We start from the raw sequence: 13,410 nt of genomic DNA, 5'->3' as shown, positions 1-13,410 counted from the left end.
TATAGCGGAGGCAATAACCCCGCGGTGATTCCCATGCTCAATCGACTTTCCATCCGTTTCCGTCTCAATGCAGCGCTGACGCTGCTGGCCTTGCTGCTCGCCATTACCGGCACCATTGGCGTGATCGGAATGCGCGCGTCCGACGCGAACATCAACGAGATCTACACCAATCAGCTCGCTTCGACCTCGCTGGTCGGCAAGGCGCAGCTGAATGCGGCGATCGTGCGTACGACGCTCGATCGCGCGGTCTTCCATCCGGATGCCGCCGACGTGCCGGCCATCCTGGATAAGGCCAACGGCTACCGCACGAAGTCTGACGACGCCTGGAAGCAATACAAGACCCTGCCCATGAACGCGGACGAAAGCCGTCTGGCCGCCGACATGGAGACCAAGCGCAACGCATTCTTCCGTGACGGCATCGAGCCGCTGATGACCGCATTGCGTGCCCGCGATGCCGCGACCGTCGACAAGGTGGTGATGAACGTGATTCCGCCGCTGTCCGTGGCGCTGTCTGCGGCAGCCGATGCGCTGGATCGCAGCCAGGTCGAACAGGCCAAGGCAGCCTACGAAAGCGCAGCGGCTCGATCGCACGCGTTCCTGATGCTGATCATCGGCGCCATCGGGGTGGGCATTGCGGCGGCGCTGGGGTGCGCATTTGGCCTGCACCGGGCAATTTCGGTGCCGTTGTCAAAGATGCTGGGCCACTTCAGCGCGATCTCGAACGGCAACCTGACCGAGCGCATCACTGTCGGCAGCAAGGACGAAATGGGCGCGCTCACGCAAGGTCTCATCGACATGCAGCACGGCCTGATCCGCACCATCGTGACGATGCGCGGTGGCAGCGAATCCATCGCCAGCGCCACCAAGCAGATTGCGGCCGGCAACATGGACCTGTCGCAGCGTACGGAGGAACAGGCTTCGTCACTGGAAGAAACTGCGTCGAGCATGGAAGAGCTGACGAGCATCGTGCGCCAGAACGCCGACAACGCACGTCAGGCCAGCCAGCTTGCCGGCAACGCGTCGGACATCGCCGTGAAGGGCGGTGAAGTGGTGGGCCGCGTGATCGAGACGATGTCGGGCATCAACGACAGCAGCAAGAAGATCGCCGACATCATCGGCGTGATCGAAGGCATTGCGTTCCAGACGAACATCCTTGCGTTGAATGCCGCAGTGGAAGCTGCGCGCGCAGGCGAGCAGGGCCGGGGGTTTGCGGTGGTGGCGGGTGAGGTGCGCAGTCTGGCGCAACGCTCCGCCACGGCAGCGAAGGAAATCAAGGAATTGATCAGCGATTCGGTAGGCCGTGTTGAGAACGGCTCGACGCTGGTGACCGAAGCCGGCGCGGTGATCGACGAAGTGGTGGTGGCCGTCAAGCGCGTGACGGACATCATGGGCGAGATCAGCTCCGCATCGGACGAACAGAGCGCGGGTATCGAGCAAGTCAACCAGGCCGTCACGCAAATGGACGAAGTGACCCAGCAGAACGCCGCGCTGGTGGAAGAGGCTGCGGCTGCGGCCCAATCGCTGGAAGAGCAGGCCGGTGTGCTGCGCGAGGCGGTCGCGTCATTCCGCTTGCCGGCGGCGGGTGTACACGTTGAACCTGTGCAGGCGCCCGTAGCTCCAAAGGCGGCGCATACTGGTTCGGCTGCATCGGCCGTGTCCAGCAACCCCGGCCCGGTCGCCAAACCGGTGGCACGCAAACCTGCCGTTGCGACGGCGCGTGCGGCACGCAAGCGCTTGGCCGCGCCAGTCAAACCGGCTGTTGTGCCCGCTCAGGACGTGAAGACAGCGCCTGCCGTGGCAGTTGAACCCAAGCCCGGCAAGCTTGCCTTGGCCGCGGTCTCGCACGATGCCGACGACTGGGAACAGTTCTGACGCACCCGCCGACACGTCCATCCCGACAAGCCGCGCCCTGAGCGCGGCTTTGTGTTTCAGCGCTGCAACCGATTTGCAGAACTGCTTGGGCCGAGGTTGTTGATCCGGCCGACGATTTGCGTTGCGGCGTCGCCAACGCAACGCCGGACCGCGAGGTCGGTCGCGTTTTGCCGCGCGATTCATCGGGCAGAGCCTTTGCGCATAAGACTTTGCAACCTGCGCCCAGTTGCGCGCATTAGTTCATGCGGTAACACGCGCCCACGCCGGTCAGGGGTGCTCCCCGCTCGCCTAAGCCAAACCGCCTGCATTTGATCGGGCAGCGCCTCCGTCGTTTGTAGGGAGGCCTTGTTGGCTGCCGGACGAATGTCCCCCCCATATCAGATGGCGTTGTATGCCGTGGCGTTGATCCCGCCACCGCCACCGCCCGTTTCCTGCGTTCACGCATGCAACAACCCGGGCTATCCGGCACGTGTCTGAAGGCGCATGTGATGTGCTGCACCGCATAACTGTGCGCTTTGGCGGGCGTTGGTATGGTCCTCGCGTTCCCCTTCACGAGAAGCAGGCCAGAGGGCGACGCGTCAACCCGATCGGCGGTGGGAGATTAGGTCGGATGCCATGGCGCAAAGCGGTTGCGTCGCACGTCGAAAAGACCTTGGGGGAAGCATGAGCGCCACTGCGCAAGGCGGGGGGTACGCCGGACACTCGCAACGCGCCCGCAAGGCCGGGGCAGGGGAGCAGCCGTGAGCGATTTGCCATGGGAGCTTTACTTGGCGTTGCTCAACACCTTGACGGTAGCGACCACGCTCGTCATCTTCATCAGCACCGCCGACGACTTCTTCCTGGACGCCTTCTACTGGGTGCGGGAGCTGTGGCTCTGGCCGCAGCGTGGCCGCACGCCGGTCACGATTTCGGCGCAATCGTTGCGCGAGCGCGAAGAGCAATGGCTCGCCATCATGGTGCCGGCCTGGAAGGAGTACGACGTCATCGCCAAGATGGTTGAGAACACCCTGGCGACGATGGAGTACACGCGCTTCATTATCTTTGCCGGCGCGTACCGCAACGATGCGGAAACCACCACCGAAGTCGAACGCATGGTGCGCCGCTACCCCGGCCGTGTGGTGCGCGCGGCGGTCACGCACGATGGCCCGACGTGCAAGGCCGACTGCCTGAACACCATCATCCAGACCATCATCCGGCACGAGGCTGGGCACGGTATCCGCTTTGCGGGCGTGATCATGCACGACTGTGAAGACGTGATCCACCCGCTGGAGCTGAAGTACTTCAACTACTTCATCCTTGATCAGGATCTGGTGCAACTTCCGGTGCTCTCGCTTGAGCGCAAGTGGTATGAGTGGGTGGCCGGCACTTACATGGATGATTTTTCCGAGACGCACCAGAAAGACCTGGTGGCGCGCCAGGCGCTGACCGGCACGGTGCCCGGTGCTGGCGTCGCGCTCTGTTACAGCCGCCGTGCCATCGAAGCCGTGATGAAGGTGCGCGGCGATTCGCCTTTCAACACCAGCACGCTCACGGAAGACTATGACTTCAGTTTTCGCCTGCGCGAACTGGGCATGCGCGAAGCATTCGTGCATTTCCCGATCTGCGAGAACGCAGAACCAACCGAGGATGCCGAGGGCAAGACGCGCACACGCTGGCGCTTTGGGCGGCGCCAGGGAACCCGCCCGCAACTGCTGGCCACGCGGGAGTACTTTCCGAGCACCTTCCGCACGGCGTATCGGCAGCGCGCGCGCTGGGTGCTCGGTATCGCGTTCCAGGGCTGGTTGCAGATGGGGTGGAATGGCAACCTCGTTACCCGCTACATGTTCTTCCGGGATCGAAAAGGCGTGCTTACGGCGCTGTTCTCCATCCTGGCCTATGTGCTGTCGCTGAACTATCTGGCGCTGGGCGCGCTGATGTTCAAAGGCGTGATCACGATCCCCGATGGCACGTTCGTGGTCGGCAGCATCTGGATGCAGGACCTGCTGGCCATCAACGCGGCGCTGCTCTTTAACCGGCTGGCGCAGCGCGTGTACTTTGTCGGTCGGCTCAACGGCCCGTTGCAGGGCGTGTTGTGCCTGCCCAGGCTGGTGGTGAACAACTTCATCAACTTCTTCTCGGTGTGCCGGGCGTGGAAGATCTTCCTGATCTACTGCCTGACAGGCAAGCCCATCGCCTGGGACAAGACGCAGCACACCTATCTGTCGAACGACGCGCTGGGCCGTACGCGCTGCAAGCTTGGCGAGACGCTCGTCAAGTGGGAAGTGCTCACGCAGGAGCAATTGGATGCAGCACTCGCCATCCAGCGCCAGAGCGGGCACCGGCTTGGGCAAGTGCTGGTCGAGCAGGGGCTGGTCACGCCCGACACGCTGGCCGATGCGCTGGCCGAGCAGGTCGACCTGCCGCGCGTGAGCCTGACCAACGTCGTGCTCGGAGCGCTGGCCGATTGCCTGCCGCGAGACCTGGCCGTGCGGCATCACGTGGTGCCGTTCTCGATTGGCGAAGACGGGTCGCTCAACATCGCCGTGTCGGAGTTGCCCGAGGGCGAAGTGCTGGAAGAGCTGGCCCGCGCTGCGGGCCGCAAGGTCGCCTGCTTCATGGCGTGCGACCACGAGATGTCGGCCGAGCTGGCGCAGATGGCCGACCCTAACCGCCGTGCCACGGTCGTATTCGGACCGTCGGCGCATTCGGCCATGTTGGCCGTCGAATCCATGACGGGCGCCGGCCCAGGCATTGCAGCCGGCACGGCACCCGCATCCGAGGCTTCCACCATCCCCCCGATTCCTGTGCCGCCGGATCTGCCCCCCGGATCAGAGCCGCGGCCCAACCCATCTGTTGCGGGAGGTGTGGCATGACACACGAGAGAGCCATCCGTCTAACCGTGCGCCGTTTGCGCTGGCCGATTGCCGCGGCAGTGTGGGCGCTCTGTCATGGCGTATCCCTGGCGGAGCCGCCCGCGCCGTTGCAGCCCGACGCCTATTTTCGCGCCGACCGCGCCTATCGCGCCATCGACGCCAACAAGCTCGACGATGCGGAAGCCGCCACGCGTGCGGCGTTGGCCGCGCAGCCAGACAGCCTGCAACTGAACCTGCTGCTGCTGGATGTGCTGACGCGCAAGGGCCAGTTGGATGCGGCGCGCGCGCAGGCTGATGCGCTGCTGCGGAAGTATCCCGACGAGCCCCGTGTCTTTGCACAGCACGGGTTCCTTGCGCAGAAAGCGAACGATCCCGCCGTGGCCGAACAGGACTTTGCACACGCTGTGCAAGGCACCGACTGGACGCCGCAGGAGCAGCGCAATCTGCATCTGGCCTGGTCGGACAGCGCATATTCGGCCAAGCACCCGCAAGCCGCCCTCGATGCGCTGAGCGGCATGAAGGACGAACCCGACGCCGACGTGCAACTGCGTCTCGCGCAATCTCGCCTGCAATTGGGCGACCGCGATGGTGCGTCTCAGGCCGCCACGCTGGCAGCCGAACACGCGACGGACCCGGCGCGCCAGCGCTACGCCAAGGCGCTGCTTGCCCAGGCGATGGCACCTGAAGCGCAGGGCGAAACCATGTCCGCCAATGACCCGCGCGTGATCGGCCAGCGTGAGTTGAACGATGCCTACAGTCACCTGCGCGCGCGTGACGATCGTGCCGCGCTGGCAGCCTTCCAGCGCGGCTTTGCCTCGGGCCAAGGCAGCTGGACGCACTACGCCGATGCCGCCTACGCGGCCAAGCGCCTGGGCGACAACCCGACCGCCATCAAGCTCTTCCGGCAAAGCCTTGACCATGCCGATGCCGATGCCAAGGGCGACAGCGGCAGCAATGGCGACGACCGCCTTCCACCCGACCGCCGCTTCGGCTACCGGCGCGAAGTCGAGCAGATGCAGCGTAACTTCGGCATGGTCGTCTCGGGCGCATATCAAACTTCGGCGTTCGGTTTGCCCAACACCGTGAGCGTGGGCCAAGCGGGCGCGGAGGTGTACTGGCAGCCGCCCGGCATCGGGTATCGGGACGGCAGCATCTTCCAGGTCTTTGCGCGCGGCTATGACAACGTGTACGACCGCAATGGCCACACAGGCCTCCCGACCGCGCAGGGCTCGGTGGGCGCGCGCTACAAGCCGATCAAGGACATCAACCTGGTGTTCACCGCCGAGCGCCTTTTCCGCATTGGGCAACTGACCACCAACGACACGCTGCTGCGCATCGGGTTCTCGACCGACCAGGGGCTCGACCTGCAGGTCACCAAGCCGCGCTGGCAGACCTGGCAGGTGTATGGCGAGGGTGCCTATTTCCTCAACCAGGGCCGGATGATCATCAGCACGGAAATGCGCTACGGACACACGTGGCTACTGAACTCCGTCAGCGATCGGCTCACGGTCTACCCGCACATCGTGCTGGCGGGCGATCACGACAACAAGGCGATCGACCACCAGCTTGCGCTGGGTGTCGGCCCAGGCATCAACTTCCGCTATTGGTTTCGCGAGTCGCACTACGCGGCGCCGGCCAGTTGGCTGGACTTGACCGTGCAATACCGCTTGCCGTTGACGCACGCGGATCGAGCAAAGGGGGTGGTCGCGCGAGCCATTCTTTGGTTCTAGGGCAACCCCGGATTCAAGCAGACCCCAGTCAGAGGTGTCGCAGATGAAACGTTTTTGACCGCCGAGGGAAACGGGTAACAAAGAGACTTGGCAGCGGCGTCCACAGGATGGCGTCGCAGCGCCATGGTGGGTCAAAGCAGGACGCATGGCACGGCCTTCGCTCAGTAGCGAGGTCTGCCCGGCGTCAGAAGCGACACGCGCGTCTTCGCGCCCGTCGTGCTTTGCAGGCGCGCCGGAGCAGACGACAGGGGAGTGCAGTGATGATGGGGAAGATCTTGACCGTGTTCGGCACGCGCCCAGAGGCCATCAAGATGGCGCCGCTGGTGCAGGCATTGCAGGCCGAGGCAGGCTTTGCGTCGGCAGTGTGCGTGAGCGCGCAGCACCGGCAGATGCTGGATCAAGTGCTGGAGCTCTTCGGCATCGTGCCGGAGTTTGACCTCAACCTGATGCGGCCCGGGCAGACGCTGTCCGATATCACATCCAACGTATTGAGCGGCATCGACGGCGTGCTAGACGCCTACAAGCCCGATGCCGTGCTGGTCCACGGCGATACGACGACCACGCTGGCGGCGAGCCTCGCAGCGTTCTACCGGCGCATTCCGGTCGGGCATGTGGAGGCGGGTTTGCGTACCGGCAACATCTGGTCGCCATGGCCGGAAGAGTTGAACCGGCGCGTGACCGATTCCGTGACCACCTGGCACTTCGCGCCTACGGCCGAATCACGCCAGAACCTGCTGGACGAGGGCATCGACCCCGAGCAGGTCACGCTGACCGGCAACACCGTCATCGATGCGTTGCTGGCCGTGAAGCAACGGCTGGACAGCGATGCCGCGCTGTCAGCGCAGTTGGCGGCGCGCTATCCGTTCCTGGCGGCTGGGCGTCGGATGATCCTGGTGACAGGCCATCGCCGCGAGAACTTCGGCGAGCCGTTCGAGAACTTCTGCGTGGCGCTGCGCCTGCTGGCGGCGCGGCATCCGGATGTGCAGGTTGTGTATCCGGTGCACCTGAACCCGAACGTGCAGCAGCCGGTCAGCGCCATCCTTTCCGGCCACGGCAACGTTCATCTGATTGCGCCGCAGGACTACCTGCCGTTCGTCTACCTGATGGACCGCGCCTACCTGATCGTCACCGATTCCGGTGGCATTCAGGAAGAGGCGCCCGCTCTTGGCAAACCGGTATTGGTAACGCGCGACACGACCGAGCGACCGGAGGCTGTGGCATCGGGCACCGCCCGGCTGGTCGGCACCGATACGCAACGCATCGTCGACGAGGCAGAAACGCTGCTTAACAACGCCGCCGAATACGAACGCATGGCACAGGCGCACAACCCCTATGGCGACGGCCAGGCCTGCCGGCGCATTGTCGATGCGCTGAAGAACGCCTTCACCACGCAGCCGAAGCAGGCAGCGCGCGGCCCGCAACTCATTCGCAAACCGGCCACCGAGGCCGAAATCATCGATCTGGAAGCGGCGCGTGCCACCGCGCAAGGGTCGTCAACACAGCACCGCCTGAACGGTTAGGAGGCTTTGATGAAAGCGAAGCAAATCGGGGGCGGCGTGTTGGTTGCCTCCGCACTTGTCGCCGGTTGGTTGATCGTCGCGCCACCGGGGGGCGGTGATGGTGGTGTGCCTGCCATTGTGACCGGCGCGACAGACCAGGGCACCCCCGGCGCCGGCACGAACAAGAAGGCCCCACCGCCCGCGTCTTCGAAGGCGACGGCCATGGCTGCGCAACCCATGCAGCCCACCGTTGTGGCAGCAGCAACGCCCAGGCCCGTGACCGGAGGCGCGCGCGCCTACGGCTACGGCGTCATGGACGAGAACGGACAGGTCATCCCACCGCCGCGCCCGGCCGTCGTGACCGAAGTCCGCCCCGGCATGCCGGAAAACGAAACGACAGGCACTGAACGTGGCCACGACCGTGGCCCCAATTTCAACCTCGGGCTCTACCGCCAAGCGGACGGCTCGGTCTATCGCCCATGATTGCCATGAGTCGGAGAGTCATCATGAAGACATTGCTACGAAAGTTTCTGTGCGCGCTCGTCTTTGCGGGCAGCATGCTCGGGGTCTCGCTGACAGCGCCAGTGCAGGCCGCCACCTGCACAATTGGGCTTGGGCCCATCTGCGTGACCATTGGTGGATCTGCATCGGCCCAGACCGCGCCAGCCCCGATGCTCGTGCTGTACGACGCCCCGCCAAACGACCAGTACACCAACCTCGGCAAGTCGTACGCGATCATGCTGTACAACCTGCTCGCGCACTTCAACACCACCATCACGCTGCTGCCCGTGCAGAACTACACGGCGGGCATGACCGAGCAGTACACCGCTATCTTCTACATGGGGAGTTACTACAACAATCCCATACCGGCAGCGTTCCTGTCGGATGTGACGACCACGCAGAAGACCGTGGTCTGGTTCAAGTACAACCTGTGGGAACTTGCCTGGAATACGGCGTATCCGTTTACCTCGCGCTACGGCATTTCGTTCTCCAACTTGGCGGGCATGAACGCGGCACCGTCAGCCAGCGCACCGAACCCTGGCTTCTTTGACACGGTCACCTACAAGAACCAGACGATGACGAAGTACTACGCCTTCAACGCCACGACCGGGGCGATTTCCGCAGACCCCGACATTGGCGTGACGGCGGTGGCCGATGCCACCAAGGCGACGAGCCTGGTCACGATCACCAACTCGGTGACCAAGGCGACGGCTCCGTATGTGATCCGCTCAGGCAACTTCTGGTACTTCGCCGACATGCCGTTCTCGTACATCGGACCGCGCGACCGCTACTTGGTGATATGCGACATGCTGCATGACATCCTGGGCACCAATGCGCCGACGCTGCACCGTGCGCTCGTGCGTCTGGAAGACATCAATGCCACCAACACGGTGACGTCCATCAATACCCTCACGGATTATCTGTACAGCAACAAGATTCCGTTCTCGCTTGCCACCATCCCGCTGTACAAGGACCCGAACGGTGTCTACAACGGCGGCGTTGCGCAGACGATCCATCTCGTCAATGCAACGGGGCTCAAGTCGGCACTGAACCACGCACTGGCGCGGGGGGGGAAGATCCTGATGCACGGCTACACGCACCAGTACAGCAACATCCCGAACCTCATCAACGCCGTCAGCGCGAACGACTTCGAGTTCTGGTTCGCCACGCAGAACCGGCCCGTGAACGAAGATTCAACGCAATGGGCAGCAGGGCGATTGTCGTCGGGGCTGCTGGAGTTCCAGCTCAACGGCTACGCGCCGTTCGCCTGGGAGGCGCCGCACTATCAGTCGTCTCCGCTAGCCATCAAGGCGGTACCCCAGTACTTCAAGACCACGTATCAGCGCGTGGTGTACTACACCTCCGACAATCCGCAGACGCTGAATGCCTCGACGCCGGGTCATGATTTCTCGGTTGGCCAGTTCTTCCCGTACATCATTCAGAAGGACTACTACAACCAGCGCATCATTCCGGAAAACCTGGGCAACGTGGAGTACAACATCTGCAATATCGATCCGTCGTCGTGCCTGACCTACACCGCACAGGACATTCTGACCAATGCGACGTATGCGCAGGTGGTGCGAGACGGCTTTGCCTCGTTCTTCTTCCACCCGTTCTGGCTTGAGCCGGAGATCGGCACGCCGGGCTATGCGGATTTCCAAACCATCATCAACGGCATCACCGCGCTGGGCTTTACCTGGGTGGATGCCAGCACGGCGCAGTAGGCGATGCTGCGGATGCGCTCGGTACTGGTGGCGGCAGCCATGCTGGTCTTGAGCGCATCCACCGCAGCAGCAGGGCCGGTGGGCGCGATGCCTTCCGGCCCTGTGCCGTTGTATGGCGTGACCGTCGATGCGGTGGACAACGTGCCCGCCGTGGTCGACGCACTGTCGCACCTCTCGCGCACACCCACCGTGCGCGTCGTCTTTGATGAAGGCATGGACGCACCGCATTACGTCGGGCCCGTGGCCGCCATCCGGGACGTGGCTTACGTGATGGGTGAGCTGGCCGATTCCTCCACGCTCAAGCAGTACACGACCCAGCAACTGCGCCAGCGTGCCGCGGCTTATCTGCACACGCTCGCCGGCAACGTCGATGTCTGGGAAATCGGCAATGAGATCAACGGCGAGTGGACAGGCCCCACACGCGACGTGATCGACAAGACCATGGCAGCCTATGAGGTCATCAAGGCCGGCGGCGGCCGCACGGCGCTCACGCTGTACTACAACGAGGGCTGCGCCGAGCAGCCATCACGCGCCATGTTTGATTGGACGCAGCGCAATGTGCCGCTACGCCTGCGCGATGGGCTCGACTACGTGTTCATCAGCTTCTATGAAGACGACTGCAAGATCGCGCCACCCGACTGGAACGCCGTGTTCAGCCGCTTGGGAGAACTGTTTCCGCACGCCGTGCTGGGTTTTGGCGAAGTCGGGACGCGGCATGCCATGCGCAAGGCCGCGCTCGTGGCGCACTACTACGGGCTTGCGATCGCGCATCCGCGGTTTGTCGGCGGGTACTTCTGGTGGTACTTCCGGCAGGACATGGTGCCGCGTTCGAGACCGCTGTGGCGCAGCCTCGATGCGGCGTTTCTCAGCATGCCCGCAGTGGTCAACCGCTAGCCCGCGCGCTCACACGCTGAGTGCTGGCGGGTGAGCGGTCGGCGAGGTCTTCCGGGCCAACAGGTTCGCCGTCACGGCGCACGAGCTGGATCGTACGCGTGGGCAGGGCGAACGAGGTGCCCAGATTTTCCAGCCCTTCCAGGATCGTCAGGTTGATGCGCTGCTGGATATCCATGTACAGATTGAAATCCGGATCGGTCACGAAATACACGACCTCGAAGTTCAGCGCGTTCTCGCCAAACTCCTTGAAGTGCGCACGATCGAAACGCGTGTTGCCGACGGCCTCCACCGCACGGCGCACGATGTCCGGAATTTTCTGCAGTTGCGCGGCGCGCGCATCGTAGGTCACCCCAAAGGCGAAGACGATGCGTCGTTCCGACATCCGTTTGTAATTATGAATCGTGCTCTTGAGCAGCGCCGTGTTGGATGCGACGATCTCTTCGCCCGACAGGCTGCGGATGCGCGTCGTCTTGAGGCCCACGTGCTGCACAGTGCCGGCAATCGATTCGAAGACGATGAAGTCGCCAATCTCGAACGGCTTGTCCAGCCCGATGGCGAGCGAGGCAAACAAGTCGCTCAGGATGCTCTGCACCGCCAGCGCCACCGCCACACCGCCCACCCCCAGGCTGGCGACGAAGGCCGTGATGTTCACGCCCACGTTGGCCAGAATGGCCAGCAGCAGCATTGACCACAGCGCAAACCGCAGCACCCAGGCGGTCATTGATGTGATGACCGGATTGCGTGTGGCGTGGGTTTGCGTCGACAGCCGATCGCGCGCCCACAGCTTCACGCCGCGGTTGAGCCACAGTGCAATCTGAAAGCCGATGATGACGAACCAGATGTGGTCGAGCTTGTTGGCAACGCGCGTGGGCAGATCGATGAAGTACGACCCGGCAAGCAATGCGGCCAGTGCAATGAAGAGCGGATGCGTATCGCGCAGCACTGCGGTGATGAGAATGTCAAAGCGATGGCCGGTACGGCGCGCGCGCGCATCAAGCCGGTTGCAGATGAGGCGCAATACGCTTGAAAGCACTGCATACGCGGCGATGACAGTCAATGTGGCGGCGGCCCAATCGCGGGCCGGCACGCGCAGGAAGGTGTGGGCGTTGAGCCACTCCATGGGTTTCTCCGTGCAGAAAACACGGATGCTGCGCCGCACATAGCGTGCCTGCGCTACGGCCGCAGCGTTGCCGCGGGGTCGGCGTCAGTCGACACACACACGCGGTTGCGGCCCTGACGCTTGGCTTCCATCAGGCCGAGATCGGCATCGGCCAGCAGGCGCGCAAGGTCTTGCCCGGGGCGCAGCGCCGCGGCGCCAACGCTCACCGTCAGGGGCCCGACGGGCGTTTGCGTGCGTGCCACGGCAGTCTTGAGCCGTTCGACCACCGCAAGCGCGCCCGTCAGGCCGCAGCCCGGCAGCAGCACGGCAAACTCGTCCCCGCCCAGGCGGCCGAAGAGATCGGCGGGGCGCAGCACACCCGCCAGCGCATCGGAGAGCGCGACAAGCGCTTCGTCGCCGGCGGCGTGTCCCCACGTATCGTTGATCGATTTGAAGTGATCGACGTCGAGGTACAACGCGCACAACGGCTCGGCATGATGCTGCGCGCGCTCGACCGCGAAGCTGCCGAGTTCAAAGAAGCGCTGCCGCGCGAGCATGCCGGTCAGGTGGTCCGTGTTGGCGCGATCGGCGAGGCTGCGTTCAGCCGCAAAGTGCCGGGCCATGGCGCGCAGCAGGTAGTGGTGAATGACCGCCGCTGCGGCAATGCAGATCGGCAGATAAAGCACCAGACCCAGCCAGCCGTGGCGGATTGCCGTGGCCGGTTCCGGCGCGATGAGCAGCGCGACGAGCGGCCCGGTGGCGCACATCACCATGGCAATGCAGAAATCGCGCCGGGTGAGCCACGCGGGGCTGGTGGCAAGCGGCATCAGATAGAACGCCGGGAGCACCCATTGGAGCCCGGCCTGATAACCGAACGCGATGATGGCCACCTCTTCGGCAAACAGGTGCGTAAGCGCCAGCAGCCCCCAAAGGCCGGTATGCCGATGCCGCTGCGCCGTCACCACGATTGCCATCAGCAAAAGCAGCAGTCCAAGCAACGGCTCGGGCCGATGCAGCAGCCCGACCGACCAGCCCAGCATGATCGCGAAGCCGTAACCGAGCACGCCGCATTTGCTCAGCGCGAGGATCATCGGCACGAAATGGCGCGCCTGATAGTCGAGCGAGGGCGTGCGGGCGTCGGGCAGGTCGGAGGCGGTAGGCAGGTTCGCGCTCAAGGCAGGACAAGAAAGGCCTTCGGGCGCGACGGGATGATGCGGGCGCGGGCGTGGCCGGATTGCG

At 64.0% G+C, this 13,410-nt stretch carries 9 protein-coding genes; 7 read left to right on the top strand and 2 right to left on the bottom strand.

The annotated features are described in order from the left end of the window. Positions 1–33 precede the first annotated feature (33 nt). The 7 genes from CFE42_RS06460 (at position 34) to CFE42_RS06430 (ending at position 11,072) form a co-directional block, all read left to right on the top strand. Positions 34–1,872 (top strand): methyl-accepting chemotaxis protein, encoded by a 1,839-nt coding sequence (locus CFE42_RS06460; protein WP_037044292.1) that lies wholly within the window; start codon positions 34–36, stop codon positions 1,870–1,872. Between the two features lie 740 nt (positions 1,873–2,612). Then, complete coding sequence (locus CFE42_RS06455) at positions 2,613–4,724, top strand: glycosyl transferase family protein (RefSeq protein WP_004631519.1); 2,112 nt, start codon at positions 2,613–2,615, stop codon at positions 4,722–4,724. Beyond that, positions 4,721–6,454 (top strand): bacteriophage N4 adsorption protein A, encoded by a 1,734-nt coding sequence (locus tag CFE42_RS06450; RefSeq protein ID WP_004631520.1) that lies wholly within the window; start codon positions 4,721–4,723, stop codon positions 6,452–6,454. Before CFE42_RS06455 ends, CFE42_RS06450 begins: the two co-directional genes overlap by 4 nt. 260 nt (positions 6,455–6,714) lie before the next feature. Beyond that, a complete protein-coding gene (wecB, locus tag CFE42_RS06445) occupies positions 6,715–7,974 on the top strand; it encodes a UDP-N-acetylglucosamine 2-epimerase (non-hydrolyzing) (protein ID WP_004631521.1) in 1,260 nt (419 codons plus the stop codon). Positions 7,975–7,983: 9 nt separating this feature from the next. After that, on the top strand, positions 7,984–8,436 hold the full coding sequence (locus CFE42_RS06440) for a hypothetical protein (RefSeq protein ID WP_004631522.1): 453 nt from the start codon (positions 7,984–7,986) through the stop codon (positions 8,434–8,436). A gap of 23 nt (positions 8,437–8,459) precedes the next feature. Further along, a complete protein-coding gene (locus CFE42_RS06435) occupies positions 8,460–10,178 on the top strand; it encodes a DUF2334 domain-containing protein (RefSeq protein ID WP_004631523.1) in 1,719 nt (572 codons plus the stop codon). A 3-nt stretch (positions 10,179–10,181) separates the two neighbouring features. Next, positions 10,182–11,072, top strand: coding sequence for a hypothetical protein (locus tag CFE42_RS06430; RefSeq protein WP_024974208.1), 891 nt, complete (start codon positions 10,182–10,184; stop codon positions 11,070–11,072). Here CFE42_RS06430 and CFE42_RS06425 read toward each other — a convergent pair. Together CFE42_RS06425 and CFE42_RS06420 are read right to left on the bottom strand one after the other, a co-directional pair. Further along, complete coding sequence (locus CFE42_RS06425; RefSeq protein WP_004631525.1) at positions 11,062–12,192, bottom strand: mechanosensitive ion channel family protein; 1,131 nt, start codon at positions 12,190–12,192, stop codon at positions 11,062–11,064. The genes CFE42_RS06430 and CFE42_RS06425 overlap by 11 nt on opposite strands. A gap of 53 nt (positions 12,193–12,245) precedes the next feature. Next, positions 12,246–13,346: a GGDEF domain-containing protein gene (locus CFE42_RS06420; protein WP_004631526.1), complete on the bottom strand. Its 1,101-nt coding sequence runs from the start codon at positions 13,344–13,346 to the stop codon at positions 12,246–12,248. Positions 13,347–13,410 lie beyond the last annotated feature (64 nt).

Origin of the sequence: Ralstonia sp. PBBBR1 (assembly GCF_002256165.1) — a bacterium.
Taxonomy (GTDB): Bacteria; Pseudomonadota; Gammaproteobacteria; order Burkholderiales; family Burkholderiaceae; genus Ralstonia; species Ralstonia thomasii.
Note: the sequence above shows the minus strand (reverse complement) of the source record. Positions and strands in the feature narration are given on the sequence as shown.